Source organism: Companilactobacillus futsaii JCM 17355 (genome assembly GCF_001435505.1).
In the GTDB taxonomy this organism is placed as follows: Bacteria; Bacillota; Bacilli; order Lactobacillales; family Lactobacillaceae; genus Companilactobacillus; species Companilactobacillus futsaii.
In genome coordinates this window covers 1-14,037 of record NZ_AZDO01000008.1, presented here as the reverse complement: position 1 = coordinate 14,037, position 14,037 = coordinate 1, and the positions used below count along the sequence as shown (strand labels likewise).

The window sequence follows — 14,037 nt, the reverse complement described above, 5'->3', positions numbered from 1 at the left end:
AAATAACAAAACAACAAAGAAATTTGTTCTTAGTTATAAGATTATTAAAAATATAAATTATGAATTCCCCCCTAATAAAGAATTTACTTGAAAGAAGTGACCGGATGAAATTGGAGACCTCTTGTAAGATATTATTTTCTTAGATAACTCACTTTACACATGAATAGAAATAAACCCCTATATAAATACTCTATTTTAAATAAGTTTAATCCCCTTATAAACACATAGATAAAAAACTTTTTCAAATATCTCCCCCCTAAAGATATAAAAAGTTAATTTCCTAAAAAACAATTTGATATTTATTCCCCGTAAATATCACAAAAAAGAAAACTCGTCGAAATGGCGAGTTTTTTGCTTTCCATAATACTAAATGTCGATTTTTCTTCACAATTACTTACGATTTATTTCTTAAAAACCCAATTGTTACTTCATATTTAGCCGTTATTATATAAGCATAGTCAAGCAACAAGAGGTGACTCAATGACTATAAAGAAATATTCAAAATAGATAATTAAAAATTTAAAACATGATATTTTTCATATATTTATCCTCCCCCTTAAATATATAGAATTTGAACAGAAAGAAGAAATTGCTTATGACAAATACAAATACAAAAGGAGCTAGCCATTTGGCTAGCTCCTTTCCTTATGTAAAATAATATTTGTTTGGTATTGGATTTGGATTTTGTCGAATAGACTAGGAAATGTCTGCACTCATTTTCTAGTCTATTTTTGATACTTCTTAGCCTCTTCGTCACTGCAATAGAGGAAGTGGCCAGGTAATACTTCTTGAAGTCTTTGATCGTCTTTAAAAGGACTTTTATGGTCGAAGTCAATTCTAGTACGTTTCTTTTCCACTTCGGGATCAGGAACGGGGATAGCTGACAAAAGACTTTGTGTGTAAGGATGTAATGGATTGTTATAAATTTCGTTGGATTCAGCTAATTCAACGATTTTACCACGATACATAACAGCGATTCTGTCACTGATGTACTTAACCATGGAAAGATCATGGGCGATGAAGAGATAAGTTAGTCCTTGTTTCTTTTGGATATCTTGCATCAAGTTAACGACTTGGGCTTGGATAGAAACATCAAGGGCTGAGATAGGTTCATCGGCGATGATGAATTGAGGATCAACGGCCAAAGCACGAGCGATACCTATACGTTGACGTTGACCACCAGAGAACTCGTATGGGTAACGAGTCATATGTTCAGGGTTTAAGTTAACCATGTCGAGTAATTCACGGACTCTTTGGTCACGTTCTTCTTCATTTTTAACTAAACCGTGGACATCAAGACCTTCAGCGATAATATCCTTAACTTTCATTCTTGGGTTTAATGAAGCATAAGGATCTTGGAAAATCATCTGCATTTCACGACGGAATTCCTTCATTTTAGGTCCATGGGCTTTGATAGTACTAATGTCTTGGTCGTTGAAGAAAATATGTCCGTCAGTTGGATTGTAAAGTCTGATAATACTACGTCCAGTAGTACTCTTACCAGAACCAGATTCACCAACGAGGCCAAATGTTTCACCTTTATAAATATCAAATGAAACGTCATCAACAGCTTTAACTTCGTTAGGCTTGCCAATGTTGAAATATTGTTTTAGATGTTTTACAGATACGATTACTTTTTTTTCATCTGCCATTATTTAGCATTGCCTCCTAACTTTTGAAATTTTTCGAAACGTTTTAAGATGCCTGCAGGTGGGGTAACCTTTGGTGCATCTGGATGTAGCAACCAAGTGGCTGCATAGTGAGTTTTAGAAACTTTGAAGAAAGGTGGTTGCTCTTCTTCGTCGATTTCCAAAGCATATTTGTTACGTGGGGCAAACGCGTCGCCCTTTGGGGGATTCAAGAGGTTTGGTGGGGTACCAGGAATTGAGTTCAAACGAGCTGATTCACTAGTGTCTAGAGTAGGCATGGAATCAAGCAAGCCCCAAGTATAAGGGTGTTGAGGGTTGTAGAATACCTCGTTAACGGTTCCGTATTCAACAAAGCGTCCCGCGTACATAACAGCAACACGATCAGCAATGCCTGCAACAACACCTAAATCGTGGGTAATGAAGATGATTGAAGTACCAATTTTTTGTTGCAATTCTTTTAATAGATCGATGATTTGAGCTTGAACAGTAACATCAAGGGCTGTTGTAGGTTCATCAGCGATAAGAATTTCAGGATAATCAACGATAGCAATCGCAATAACGATACGTTGACGTTGACCACCAGAGAATTGGTGAGGGTAATCATTCATTCTGGCTTTAGGATTAGGAATACCAACCAAACGAAGAACTTCTTCAGCACGTTGAAGGGCATCCTTTTGGGAAACGTTGTTGTGAATCAAGAGTGGTTCCGCAACTTGTTTACCAATTGTCATAGTAGGATCAAGTGAGGTCATGGGATCTTGGAAAATCATTGAAATTTTATTTCCACGAATTTTATCCATGTCTTGATCACTTTTTTGAAGAAGGTCGTCTCCATGATAGAGAACTTCTCCTTTAGAAATTTTAGCATTTGAAGCCAATAATTGTAGAACTGCACGAACTGTAACGGACTTACCAGAACCAGATTCACCAACAATAGCTAAGGTTTCACCGGCATTTAAATGGAAATCAACACCACGAATGGCATGGACAGTACCGTTATAGGTATCAAAGTCTACATGTAAATCTTTTACTTCTAGAATTTTTTCCATTTCGATTTCTCCTTAGTTAATGATCAGATGATTGTGGGTCAAAGGCATCACGTAGACCATCACCAAGAAGGTTAGTGGCAATCATGATAATACTCAAGATAATAGCTGGAGCCCACATTTGATAAGGTAAGAATCTGAAGGCTTTTTGACCATCTGATAAAAGTGTACCTAATGATGCGTTTGGTGCGGGAATACCAATACCAATGAAACTTAAGAAAGCTTCGAAGAAAATGGCATTCGGAATTGTAAACATTGTTTGAATAATAATTGTTGAAGATAGGTTAGGAATCAAATGCTTTGTCGCAATCTTAGTTGATGACTCACCAAGAGTTCTAGCGGCCAAGATATATTCTTGCTCCTTTAACTGGAAGGTCTGAGCACGAACCAGACGCGCCATTGTAACCCAACCAGTAATCGCAATCGCAATAACGATAGATGTTAGACCTGGTTTTAGAACGATCATCATCAAGATAACAACGATCAAGTTAGGAATTGATGAAACAATTTCAACGATACGTTGCATGAATGTATCAGTTTTGCCACCTTTCCAACCAGAAACGATACCATAAGGCACTCCGATTAGAAGGTCAACTAATGTAGCAAGTACGGCAACGACTAATGAAAGTCTAGTACCATAAATGATTCTTGAAAGAAGATCACGGCCAAGGTAGTCAGTACCTAGAAGATAGAAAGCATCTTTAGGGGCACCAGCTTGCTTATAAGCATCAACCATATGACCACCCATGTTTTGATAACCATTGAATCCAGGGATGTTCAATTGACCTAGCTTAGGAGGCAAGTTAGACATCGTAACTTGTTGAGCATTAGGATTGTGTGGCGCAATGATTGGGGCAAAGACAGAGATCAAAACGATAATTGATAACAATGTCAAGCAGACAACGGCGACTTTGTTTTTGAACAAACGACGACGAACATCTTGCATGTAAGTTAGTGAAGGAGTACCAATTTTTTCTTGTTCTTTGTTGTTATCATCATGAACTAATTTAAATTTTTCCTTAGGAATTTGAGGGATTTGTTCCATTATTCTTTACCTCCGTTTCCTAGTCTAATTCTTGGATCGATTAGTCCATAAAGGATATCGACGATCAAGTAAACTATGATTAATAAGAATGAATAGAAGATTGTAAGCCCCATGATAGTAGGGTAGTCGTTTGTAGTGATTGATTTAACGAATTGTTCACCAATACCAGGAATTGAGAAGATATTCTCAACAACCATGGAACCAGTCATAACAGAAACTGCCATTGGACCGATGATAGTAACAACTGGAATCAATGAATTACGTAGAGCGTGTTTTGTAACAACCTTCCAGTTAGAGTTACCTTTTGATTTAGCTAATTCGATATAGTCACTACTCAAAACGTCCACCATTTCGGTTCTCATGAAACGAGCAACAGTACCTAATGGCAATGCGGCTAAAGCAATTGTTGGAAGGACACTTGATTGGAAGTTGTCCCATAGAGCAACTGGGTAAATCTTCCATTTGTAGGCTAGGTAGAACTGAAGTAAAACAGCTAAAACGAAAGATGGAATTGATAGACCAAGAATTGAAACGAATGTTGCAAGTGTATCAACCCATGTGTTTTTACGAATAGCTGCAACGGCACCAAGTAAGATACCGAAGATAGTACCAACGATCATAGCTTGAGCACCAATTTGCATTGATGGAGCAAGTCTTTGACCGATTAATAATGTAACGGGTTCATTGTTGAATTGGAAGGAAGTACCAAGGTTTCCTTGTAATAACCCACCAAGATAACGAACATATTGAACAAATACTGATTGATCCAATCCATATTGGGCTTTAACGATCTTCAATTGTTCCGCGGACATACGGTTCTGATTAGAGAACGGTGTACCAGGAAGCATCTTCATCAGGAAGAAAGTTATTGTCGCAATGATGAAGAGGGTCAAGAATAAATAAAAAATTCTTCTGAGAATATATTTAGTCATTATTTAATCTCCCTCACCTTTAGTTATTTTTTGTAGACAGTGACAAGGTTGTAACTACCATTTGGTGTCATACGGTAATTTTTGACGTTAGTTCTAGTCAAGTTAGCTTGATATGATTGATACAAAGGAACGACCCCTTGTTCGTCAGTCAAAATCTTAGTTGCTTGAAGAAGGTCTTGCCATCTAGCATCTTCATCAGTAGCATCAGTTGTCTTAGATTTGTCGATTAATTCATCGTATTCTTTATTAGAATATTTACCATTATTTTGTGAGTTGGTTGTTGTGAATAGATCCAAGAATGTAACAGGATCTGGATAGTCGGCATTCCAACCAGTAACAACGATATCGAATTGACCATTAGTTGACTTATCTAGACGAGATTTAAATGGAACGTTTTGAAGCGTGATCTTCAATCCAGGTAAGTTCTTTTCTAGTTGACCTTGAAGGTATTCGTTTTGTTTCTTAGCACCATCAGTATCATCGCCTAGAAGGGTAAAGCTGAGATCTTTTTGACCAGTTTCTTTGATACCTTCCTTCCAAAGTTTCTTAGCTTCGGTTGGATTGTATTCAGTATATTTATTTGAAGATTGAAGTACCTTTTCTTTAGTAAAATCGACCTTAGTTGTAGGATTATATGACATACCTACTGGAACCATTGTGTGTTCAATACCACCAGTTTTACCAAGAACGTTGTTAGTTAATTGATTACGATTGATAGACATTGAGATAGCTTGTCTGATCTTAGGATTCTTAAAGAATTTGTATTTCTTTTGATTAAATTCAAGATAGAAGTTACCTGTTTGTTTATCCATTGAGAAGGTCTTATAGTTTGAAACTTGACGAGCAGTGTCACCACCAAGTTTTTCTAGACGGTTGATACGGTTAGTATCGTAAAGGTTCAAACCAGTATTAGCATCCTTAACAACGTAGTACTTTAATTTCTTTAATTTAACAGCTTTAGCGTTCCAGTATGAGTTGTTCTTAACTTCAGTCCAACTGTTACTTGAAACAGACCAGTTAACTAGTTTGAAAGGCCCATTGAAGACCATTCCTTTACTCTTCAAACCATATTGTTTACCGGCTTTTTCTACTGCAGGTTTGTATTGTGGGTAGAACGTTGAACTAGCCATCAAAGTATTGAAGTATGGAATAGCGTCTTCCAAAGTAACTTGAAGAGTGTATTTATCCAAAGCTTTGATACCTAAAGAATTTACAGGCTTTTTACCAGCACTGATTTGGTCAGCGTTTTTAATACCAGTATAAATGTAGGCATATTGTGAAGCAGTCTTTGGATCAACGGTTCTTCTCCATGCATAAACGAAATCGTTAGCAGTTACGGGTTTGCCGTTTGACCACTTAGTATGTCTTAGATTGAAAGTGTAAACCTTACCACCATTAGTGGGTTTAACAATTTCTTTAGCTATAGCAGGTTGTAAATCTTTACCGTCGTATCTGTAAAGACCTTCCATAGTGTTAGTTAAATTTTGAGCTCCGATAACATCGGTGTTCATAGATGAATCCATTGTTGCAATAACATCACTGGAACTGATTGAGAGGGAATCTTTGCTATCTTTTTCAGCAGAAGAGCCACAGCCACTCAGAACTAATGCGAATAGAAATATCGGTAACAATGCAAGTAAATACTTCTTCTTGAATTTCATTGTTTAACCTCCCTAAATTAATTATTCTTAGAATAAACTAATGAATATTAAAACACAATGCCCTTAATTAGAAAAATTCTAATGTTTATAAAATAATAATACATTATGGACAAAAATGCAAAAAAAAACAGAAATATCTGTTATTCAGACATCTCTGCTTTGATATATTTATTAAACTTTTTTAATTCTGTGGGACTTAAATTAGCAGTAATCAAAGAACCGTCATTAGTGAACTCTTTTTTGAGTACTTGGGAGGTTTGTAAAATTTCTTCGGTAACCTTTTGATTGCTGTAAGGTATTAGTAAATCAGCTTTTTGATAATTATTGAAGATTTTTAGTTTGATTAAGTCGACTAATTTTTCAATCGATTTTTTATCAATGGCTGAATAATAAATATTATCGCCTTCGATAGTAGGGAATTGTTGTCCTGCTTTTAGATCAGCCTTGTTGAAAGCATAAATCATTGGTTTATCTGTCACGCCAATTTCTTTCAAAGTTTTTTCTGTGACATCGATCATGTTCTTCCAATGTTCATCGCTGACGTCAATGACTTGTATCAAAAGGTCGGCTGCTTGGGCTTCTTTTAAAGTAGTCTTGAAAGATTCAACTAAGTTGTGAGGTAGCTTGCTGACAAAACCAACGGTATCGGAAAGTAGAAAACTTGTATTGTCTTCCAAGTCGATTCGTCTAACGCTAGTATCCAAAGTGGCAAAAAGCATATTTTTTTCAAAAACTTTGCGGTCTTGAGAATCTTCTTTGTTAAAGTTCAATAGACCATTCATAGTAGTTGATTTACCAGCATTTGTATAACCAACTAAGGAAACTAATGGTAAAGAAGTATTAGTTCGACGTCTACTTTGAACGTTAATCGTCTTATCGACCGTTTTAAGTTCGTTACGTAAGGCGGTGATTCGTTTTCTGATAACTCGACGATCAAGTTCTAGCTTTGATTCACCAGCACCACGGTTAGCTAAACCACCAGAAGCGGATTGTTGGTCCAAAGGATTACCGGATGGGTGAATTCTTGGCAACTGATATTGAAGTTTGGCAATTTCAACTTGAAGTTTAGCTTGCTTAGTTTGAGCTCTAGTTGAGAAGACTTGTAAGATCAATTCGGTCCGATCCATAAAACTCAATCTAGTTTCTTTTTCGAGGTTACGAATTTGTGAAGGTGTCAATTCGTCATTTAAAACGACAATTTGTACGTCATCCGCATTGGCGATTTCTTTGATTTCGTGGACTTTACCTGAACCAAAGTAGGTAGCTCCACTGACAGTATCAGCGTTTTGGATAATCTTATCAGCGACTTCCATATTGTTGGCTTCGACTAGTGAAGCGAGTTCTTGCATCGTATATTCAAAATCAGCTTGTAAATGACTGACTCCGGCAATGATGACACGTGTTTTTTCAAAAGTTAAGTTAGATTCTTTCATTCTTCCTCCTGGTGGCACTAATTACCCCAGGGTAACAATGCCATTTTTTTATAAATTATTTGCAATGATATTAATTTTTGTGCTCATGATGAAATACCATCCTTTCAGTAAACTGTTTAAATAATAACATGGAAGACCTTTTGAAGCTATATAATAGGTAGAAATAGATTTTTACATTAAAGGATTACGGTCGTTTTCTTTTTTGGGCTTTGGTTTGTGAAATAGACTTAGTAAAAAGAATACTACTGCAGCGATGATGAAGATGGCATCGACTAAGAGCCAGGTTGATTCAGTCGAGTGGTCGATAAAGATAATACCGACTACTAGCATAGCAACGCCATACCAAAAATTGATTGTCTTATAAAATTGTTTGTTCATAATTTCTCCTGATAATTAATAAAATGTATACGTTTTATTATACACCAGACAATCGTACAAAAATGGTATCTATTCTAGCCAAAATCAGTTATATTAATATACGGGTGAAAATACAAATGGATAATTCAAAGCAAAAATTATTGCTGTCGTTGTTAGTTGAATTCGAGAAATCTTTTAGCAAACAAATTAATGAATCAGTAATTAATCAAAAGATTGAGCAGTTAGTTACTGACTCAGTTCAAGAACTTTCCAATAAACAATATCGTGGTTCACTCTTTGACAAGCGAGTTAACGAATTGATCAAATCCGTCAACCATGCTAAAAATGATGAACATTTAATTTTTAATGATTATTCGAGACGTTTGTGGGAACAAATTTCCCAGATTTCTCAACGAACAACTAGTTTCGAGACAGCCTATTCTTTAATAGATATTCTTAATTCAAAAAATGCTTCCCTACGATTGTAGGAGAAGCATTTTTGTCATTCATTAATAAATTTAAGATTTTCTTCCGATAAATTGATTTTCGAAGTTTTGAACCTATTTAAAAATAATTTTAATTTGGCGATGGTAGTTTGTGGATGTGTGAAGTAGTCTTTAGAGATATCCAAGTGAATTATAGTTTTGTCATCCAAGATAATTTGGATTTTGACGGGATTGTTGATCATCAAGAACAGTCCGTACATCAGACTACCTTCTTCAGCGGCAATAAATTGAGCGGTCAAATTAGTATAAGCTGGCGGTAAACCGATAACTTTGATTTCTTTGATATTATTTTTATCAATTACGTTCATTGGAAGTTTAGCTGGAAAAAACATTGCGATAATTCGGCTAGTGATTTTTCTCGTATCGCTATAACGAATGAATCTTGGACTTGATTCCCAATAATTGAAGATAGTTGGTAGAAAGAGAAGATAATGTCCAAAAAACATAACGCTGAATATAATGCTTCCAACCTCGATGCCAAGAATTAATGAAATATTGGAGCCAAATAAAGTCCCAACTGCTAGTCCCGTTAATAAGCTCAAACTTAGCGGTCGGTAGGTAACTTTTTTTCCAAATTTTAACATGATACATCAGTCTTTTCTATGTATCCATTCCCAATTTCAATGTTAATATAGCATGATTTTTGTTGAATGTTATAAATATATCGTGGACAAATTGTAATAGAAAATAAATAAAAGCAATCAACATCGAGTGGTTGCTTTTTTCTTTTATCTGTTATACTGTATTAGTGTACTAGAACAGTAAGAAGGTGAAAAGATGGAATATATCGACAGCATACCAATTTATTTACAGATCAAGGATATTCTGTATCGTAAGATCATCAGTAATGAGTATGAACTAGGGTCACAGCTTCCTTCTGTTAGACAGTTGGCAGTTCAATTTTCTGCAAATACTAATACCGTTCAAAAATCATTGAAGGAAATGATGGAAGAAAAAGTTATTATTCCACAGCGCGGTAAAGGTAATTTTGTAACAGAGGATGAACAGATTATAAACAAATTAAGAAGCCACATTGTTAATGAAATGTTTGATGCAACGTATGACAAATTGCATTCATTAAATATGAACGATCAAGAAATCATTGATAGCTTTAAAAACTATGTCAAACAAAGGGATGAAGGCGATGAGTAAGGTACTAGAAATTAAAGATCTTCGATATAAGAAGAATCACAAAGTTATATTAGACAAGGTCAATTTAAGTTTAGACAACGGCAAAATTGTCGGCTTACTCGGAGCTAATGGGGCTGGTAAAACAACTTTGATGAGGTTGATCGTTGGCTTGAATTCTAAGACATCTGGACAGATCACCGTTGCTGGAGTTGAAAGTAAAGAAGCTATCAAATCTTGTGTTAGTACGACTTATTCACTCAAAAGTGCCTTTAAAGATGTATTCGCCAATAGCTGGCTTGAACGTACTCGTATTAAAGATATTGTTAAATTTTACCAAACAGTTTATCCAGATTTTTCTTTAGATAAATATCAAGAAATGGCAGACTTTTTAGCACTTGATAGTCGTCAAAACTTAAAAAATCTTTCAACTGGTGAAACTGAAAAATTAACGATTGCTTTAACCTTAGCACGCCAAGTTCAACTTTATTTGTTAGATGAACCTCTAAATGGAATCGACATCATGACACGCAAAAAGATTATTAAAAGCATTATTCAATGGAAAAACGAAGAAGCCACAATGATAATTAGTTCGCATTATGTTAAAGAAATCGCTGCATTATTAGATGATGTGATTATCATTAAAGACCAGACAATTTATGAAGTAGATTCAGTTGAAGAAATTCAAAATAAATACCATTTAGGTGTCGAAGCCTACTATGAGCAAGTTTACGGAGGAGGTAGTGCTGATGAGTAATATTAATCGAATTAATAAAGACTTATTTCGTCAACGTGGGAAATTAGTCTCAATAATTTTAGGCTTTCATATTTTAGCTATAGTGTTGATGATGTTGTACAAAAAAGTTTTTAAAGTTACTGATCCAACGAGTTTAACTGGTGGTGTTTTAATTGCAATTATTACTGGCATCGTACTTTTGGTAATATCAGTTATTTATGTTTTCGATAGCAGCAAATATCGTCTGATTCCAATCAGCAGCAATGGTCTTTATTTCAGCAATATTTTATCAGCTTTTTTTGCCATAATTTACTTACTAGTTGGTGAAGCAATTATCTATTTTGGAGCAAATGCAATCTTTCCAAATCCATATGATCAAATGATGATTAGGGATTTCAATGTCAATCAATATTGGTTCCAAATTAAGCTTGTTATAGCTTTTATCTTAGGAATTATGTTGATTTTGGTTGGTAGTGTCGTAATTCGTTTACTAGTTTCTTTGATAGGAGATCTTTTACCAATTAAAAAGCAAACTTTTGCGACCGTAATTTTAACCTTGATTGTAATTTGGGCCGTTATGGTACCGTTCAATGTCATTACTGCCAATACTTTGATCCTTTTGGGAGTGCAAGAAGTAACCACTAGTTTCAGTAGTATCGTGAGAATGCTCAACATGAGTTTATTCATATTAGTAGCTTGGAACGTTGTTTTGACGTTTTTGAATTTATATTTATTGAATAGATGGTCAGAAGCAACTAGGTAAAAGGAGGAGATAAGATGACTGAATTACTAAAGATAACTAACTTAACTTATAAGAAAAACTACAAAACCATTTTAGATAATATCAATTTATCAATTGGCAATGGCAAAATTATCGGACTCCTCGGAGAAAATGGAGCTGGTAAAACAACTCTAATGCGGTTGATTGCTGGTGTTAATTCCATTAAAGAAGGCGTTATAACGGTAGATGATAAAACTAAAAAAATTGATATCAAAAAGAATGTCAGTTTAAGTGATGAATTAGGTGGTTTTGGGCGCAATACCAAAGTCAGTGAGATGGTTGATTTTTATCAAAATGTTTATCCTGATTTTTCAATGGAGAAATATCAAGAAATTGCTCAGTATTTAGACTTAGATGAATCAAAACGACTATCAAGTCTTTCAACTGGGACCCTTGGTAAGCTGGTGATTGCTTTAGCCTTAGCACGAAATACGAAGTTGTATTTGTTAGATGAACCAATGAGTGGAATCGACAGTATGTCTCGTAAGAAAATTATCAGTAGTATTATTCGTTGGAAATCGGATGACTCCACGATTATTATCAGTGATCATTACGTGACAGAAATAGCTAGTTTATTGGATGACATCGTAATTATTAAAGATAAGACAGTTTATGAAATGCGTTCAGTCGAATCGATTCAAGAAAAGTATCATTTGGGTGTCGAAGAATACTACGAAAAAGTTTACGAAGGGGGTCTACCTAATGAATGATTTTGCAGGTCTAAGTAAGAATCTGATTCGAGAAAAATGGAAGTTGATGAATTGGATCGTTGGTATTGATATTTTAGCCTTGATTGTTTTATTCATCATGCGACTCATTTCTAGTGGCTTTAACACTACAATCGATTTCTTCTTTGAAACCTTTGTTGTTAGTGTGACGATTGTTAATTTTGTCAGTTTCATCATGTTGTCACGTAAAAATGAGCATATTTATACTAGTAACAATTATCGTTTGATTCCGGTCACGGATACGACTCTATATATTAGTAATTTGTTCACTACCTTTGTGGCTTTTGTTTATTTACAAATATTAGAAGTCATTATTGCCGTTATATTATATGCAATTGGTAATTTTGGTGGCATCGATTCTAGTAATTTTACTAATTCAAATATTGGAGCAGGTTTAACTTTTGGCGTAATAATTTTTATGATCTTAGTAACTTTAGTAACGTGGAGTGGAATTACTTTAATTCATTTTCTAATTAGTTGGATCAAAGGATTCTTACCATTCAAATCGCAAAAATTCGTGACCTTTATTCTTTATCTGGTAGTAATTTGGGCTGCATCAATAATCTTTGATAGTGCAACAGGTTACGTTTATCGCTTGATTTATACAGCAGGATACATGGGGGCACAGACGCTTTCACAGTTTAGTAACGCTATTTGGATCACTTCAGGAATTATGTTTGTTTGGTTAGTAATTTTTAGCCTTATCAATATTTATTTAATGAAACGCTGGGTAGAAACAATACGTTAATAACAACACGTTTATGATGAAAAATCGCACGTTCATGACAAATTTGGCACAAAGAAATAATTCTCAATTAAACTAAAAGTAAAAACGGAGTAAAGAAGGGGATTGTGTGAGCTTCAATCGAAATTTTTACAAAGTAAAATATTTTTGGATAGGTATTTTAGGATTATCTTTTTTAATGAAATTTCCTTGGGAAGATGTCTGCAGCATAAAAGGTATCGCGTTTTTAATTATTGTTGTAACTGGATTGGTTTCGGTAGTGGGATCGGTGTTTAATTTTTCTAAGTATTTTTCTTAGAAAATCAAACCTTTTTCTTTTGCTCAATAGTGGCATATCATTGAGTTAAAAGGTGGTGCACTGATAATGACGGAATTGATTGGAATAATTGTAATTATTATGGGAATTTATCAAATTTATGTTGGCCGGAAAACTTATTACAACATCAAAGAAAAAGTAAAAAATCCTCAACCATACGTATTTATGGGCGTCTATTTCTCCTTGATCATGGGAATAATTTTTCTAGTCGTAGGTGCATTTTTGATTAAGTAAGCGCTATATACTAAAAAATGGTATTCTTAAAGGAATGAAATTTTTCGAGGTATATTATGAATTTGGAATTTGGACGAAAAGTCAGTTACAAACCGCTATTAGTCATTGTGGCGGTTAGTTTGATAATTGGAGTTTTTATTTATACTTTTTCTGACAGTATTATGATTGCTGGAGCGTTTGCAATTTTGTGTTTAATCATTGGGCCATTTTTGTATTCTATTAATCTCAATGACAATTATGGCTATTGGGAAGTAACTGATAAAGGAATTTATTTTTACGATTACAGTACATTGGAACGTAAATTATCAGCCATTATCGTGCCTTCCAAAACGAATCAAGAATTCTTGGAGTTTTCTCGGATTGCTAAGGTTTCGTTAGTTAGTGGCAAAGGAATCAAGGTTCCGGATAATATTGTTGGTGGAGTATTTTTTAACGTTTATGCACCACAAAAATTACTAATCAATTTAGCGACACCGTTTTATCTTGAATTAAAAACGACCGATGGATTTGAAGTCATTTTGGATTTGTCAATGGACGCTACAGAGGATAAAAAAATCGAGCAAGCCTTGAAACAAATTACTTCTAAGTCAGGACAGGATTTAGAGTTGCTTGAACAAACAGTATAAAAAAGTTATTCAGTGCGGAAATTTCTTTCTTAAGTCAAGTTAGTAGTAATATGCCGTTCTCCATAGCAAAGAAAATTTGGCTGGAATGCACTCTGCCTTGTCAAGTTGACATTT

At 34.7% G+C, this 14,037-nt stretch carries 16 protein-coding genes; 8 read left to right on the top strand and 8 right to left on the bottom strand.

Translation table 11 applies throughout. The features are described 5' to 3' along the window. Nucleotides 1-725: 725 nt before the first annotated feature. The 7 genes from FC88_RS00925 to FC88_RS00895 form a co-directional block, all read right to left on the bottom strand. Complete coding sequence (locus tag FC88_RS00925; protein WP_057811940.1) at nucleotides 726-1,652, bottom strand: ABC transporter ATP-binding protein; 927 nt, start codon at nucleotides 1,650-1,652, stop codon at nucleotides 726-728. Then, on the bottom strand, nucleotides 1,652-2,698 hold the full coding sequence (locus FC88_RS00920) for an ABC transporter ATP-binding protein (protein ID WP_057811939.1): 1,047 nt from the start codon (nucleotides 2,696-2,698) through the stop codon (nucleotides 1,652-1,654). The genes FC88_RS00925 and FC88_RS00920 overlap by 1 nt, the downstream gene beginning before the upstream one ends. A 16-nt stretch (nucleotides 2,699-2,714) precedes the next feature. After that, nucleotides 2,715-3,740, bottom strand: coding sequence for an ABC transporter permease (locus tag FC88_RS00915; RefSeq protein WP_010019020.1), 1,026 nt, complete (start codon nucleotides 3,738-3,740; stop codon nucleotides 2,715-2,717). Next, nucleotides 3,740-4,672 carry an oligopeptide ABC transporter permease gene (opp3b, locus tag FC88_RS00910; protein ID WP_010019019.1) on the bottom strand — a complete coding sequence of 311 codons (933 nt, stop codon included), beginning with the start codon at nucleotides 4,670-4,672 and terminating at the stop codon, nucleotides 3,740-3,742. Before opp3b ends, FC88_RS00915 begins: the two co-directional genes overlap by 1 nt. Before the next feature lie 23 nt (nucleotides 4,673-4,695). Then, nucleotides 4,696-6,333 carry a peptide ABC transporter substrate-binding protein gene (locus tag FC88_RS00905; protein ID WP_057811938.1) on the bottom strand — a complete coding sequence of 546 codons (1,638 nt, stop codon included), beginning with the start codon at nucleotides 6,331-6,333 and terminating at the stop codon, nucleotides 4,696-4,698. A 140-nt stretch (nucleotides 6,334-6,473) separates the two neighbouring features. Beyond that, nucleotides 6,474-7,766, bottom strand: coding sequence for a GTPase HflX (gene hflX / locus FC88_RS00900; RefSeq protein ID WP_057811937.1), 1,293 nt, complete (start codon nucleotides 7,764-7,766; stop codon nucleotides 6,474-6,476). A gap of 171 nt (nucleotides 7,767-7,937) precedes the next feature. Then, nucleotides 7,938-8,144, bottom strand: coding sequence for a hypothetical protein (locus tag FC88_RS00895; protein WP_057811936.1), 207 nt, complete (start codon nucleotides 8,142-8,144; stop codon nucleotides 7,938-7,940). Between the two features lie 116 nt (nucleotides 8,145-8,260). On the opposite strand from FC88_RS00895, the gene FC88_RS00890 reads away from it, so the two are divergent. Beyond that, nucleotides 8,261-8,611 carry a hypothetical protein gene (locus tag FC88_RS00890; RefSeq protein ID WP_057811935.1) on the top strand — a complete coding sequence of 117 codons (351 nt, stop codon included), beginning with the start codon at nucleotides 8,261-8,263 and terminating at the stop codon, nucleotides 8,609-8,611. A 14-nt stretch (nucleotides 8,612-8,625) separates the two neighbouring features. On the opposite strand, the gene FC88_RS00885 is transcribed toward FC88_RS00890, so the two are convergent. Continuing rightward, nucleotides 8,626-9,171: a hypothetical protein gene (locus FC88_RS00885; protein WP_149029774.1), complete on the bottom strand. Its 546-nt coding sequence runs from the start codon at nucleotides 9,169-9,171 to the stop codon at nucleotides 8,626-8,628. A gap of 235 nt (nucleotides 9,172-9,406) precedes the next feature. On the opposite strand from FC88_RS00885, the gene FC88_RS00880 reads away from it, so the two are divergent. From FC88_RS00880 to FC88_RS00845, 7 genes are all read left to right on the top strand, one after another. Next, nucleotides 9,407-9,781: a GntR family transcriptional regulator gene (locus FC88_RS00880; protein WP_057811933.1), complete on the top strand. Its 375-nt coding sequence runs from the start codon at nucleotides 9,407-9,409 to the stop codon at nucleotides 9,779-9,781. Next, the gene (locus FC88_RS00875) at nucleotides 9,774-10,514 is read left to right on the top strand and encodes an ATP-binding cassette domain-containing protein (protein WP_057811932.1); all 741 of its coding nucleotides are present in this window, start codon (nucleotides 9,774-9,776) and stop codon (nucleotides 10,512-10,514) included. Before FC88_RS00880 ends, FC88_RS00875 begins: the two co-directional genes overlap by 8 nt. Further along, the gene (locus tag FC88_RS00870) at nucleotides 10,507-11,256 is read left to right on the top strand and encodes a hypothetical protein (protein ID WP_057811931.1); all 750 of its coding nucleotides are present in this window, start codon (nucleotides 10,507-10,509) and stop codon (nucleotides 11,254-11,256) included. The genes FC88_RS00875 and FC88_RS00870 overlap by 8 nt, the downstream gene beginning before the upstream one ends. A 14-nt stretch (nucleotides 11,257-11,270) precedes the next feature. Beyond that, nucleotides 11,271-11,984, top strand: a complete 714-nt coding sequence (locus tag FC88_RS00865; protein WP_057811930.1) for an ATP-binding cassette domain-containing protein — start codon at nucleotides 11,271-11,273, stop codon at nucleotides 11,982-11,984. After that, nucleotides 11,977-12,750, top strand: a complete 774-nt coding sequence (locus FC88_RS00860) for a hypothetical protein (protein ID WP_057811929.1) — start codon at nucleotides 11,977-11,979, stop codon at nucleotides 12,748-12,750. Before FC88_RS00865 ends, FC88_RS00860 begins: the two co-directional genes overlap by 8 nt. Before the next feature lie 361 nt (nucleotides 12,751-13,111). After that, nucleotides 13,112-13,297, top strand: a complete 186-nt coding sequence (locus FC88_RS00850; protein ID WP_057811927.1) for a hypothetical protein — start codon at nucleotides 13,112-13,114, stop codon at nucleotides 13,295-13,297. A gap of 56 nt (nucleotides 13,298-13,353) precedes the next feature. Continuing rightward, nucleotides 13,354-13,923, top strand: coding sequence for a hypothetical protein (locus tag FC88_RS00845; protein ID WP_057811926.1), 570 nt, complete (start codon nucleotides 13,354-13,356; stop codon nucleotides 13,921-13,923). The last annotated feature ends 114 nt before the right edge of the window (nucleotides 13,924-14,037 follow it).

Bases quoted from the DNA above. Each gene is read 5' to 3' on its own strand.
- FC88_RS00925 (WP_057811940.1), bottom strand. From the start codon at position 1,652: ATGGCAGATGAAAAAAAAGTAATCGTATCTGTAAAACATCTAAAACAA.
- FC88_RS00920 (WP_057811939.1), bottom strand. From the start codon at position 2,698: ATGGAAAAAATTCTAGAAGTAAAAGATTTACATGTAGACTTTGATACC.
- FC88_RS00915 (WP_010019020.1), bottom strand. From the start codon at position 3,740: ATGGAACAAATCCCTCAAATTCCTAAGGAAAAATTTAAATTAGTTCAT.
- opp3b (WP_010019019.1), bottom strand. From the start codon at position 4,672: ATGACTAAATATATTCTCAGAAGAATTTTTTATTTATTCTTGACCCTC.
- FC88_RS00905 (WP_057811938.1), bottom strand. From the start codon at position 6,333: ATGAAATTCAAGAAGAAGTATTTACTTGCATTGTTACCGATATTTCTA.
- hflX (WP_057811937.1), bottom strand. From the start codon at position 7,766: ATGAAAGAATCTAACTTAACTTTTGAAAAAACACGTGTCATCATTGCC.
- FC88_RS00895 (WP_057811936.1), bottom strand. From the start codon at position 8,144: ATGAACAAACAATTTTATAAGACAATCAATTTTTGGTATGGCGTTGCT.
- FC88_RS00890 (WP_057811935.1), top strand. From the start codon at position 8,261: ATGGATAATTCAAAGCAAAAATTATTGCTGTCGTTGTTAGTTGAATTC.
- FC88_RS00880 (WP_057811933.1), top strand. From the start codon at position 9,407: ATGGAATATATCGACAGCATACCAATTTATTTACAGATCAAGGATATT.
- FC88_RS00875 (WP_057811932.1), top strand. From the start codon at position 9,774: ATGAGTAAGGTACTAGAAATTAAAGATCTTCGATATAAGAAGAATCAC.
- FC88_RS00870 (WP_057811931.1), top strand. From the start codon at position 10,507: ATGAGTAATATTAATCGAATTAATAAAGACTTATTTCGTCAACGTGGG.
- FC88_RS00865 (WP_057811930.1), top strand. From the start codon at position 11,271: ATGACTGAATTACTAAAGATAACTAACTTAACTTATAAGAAAAACTAC.
- FC88_RS00860 (WP_057811929.1), top strand. From the start codon at position 11,977: ATGAATGATTTTGCAGGTCTAAGTAAGAATCTGATTCGAGAAAAATGG.
- FC88_RS00850 (WP_057811927.1), top strand. From the start codon at position 13,112: ATGACGGAATTGATTGGAATAATTGTAATTATTATGGGAATTTATCAA.
- FC88_RS00845 (WP_057811926.1), top strand. From the start codon at position 13,354: ATGAATTTGGAATTTGGACGAAAAGTCAGTTACAAACCGCTATTAGTC.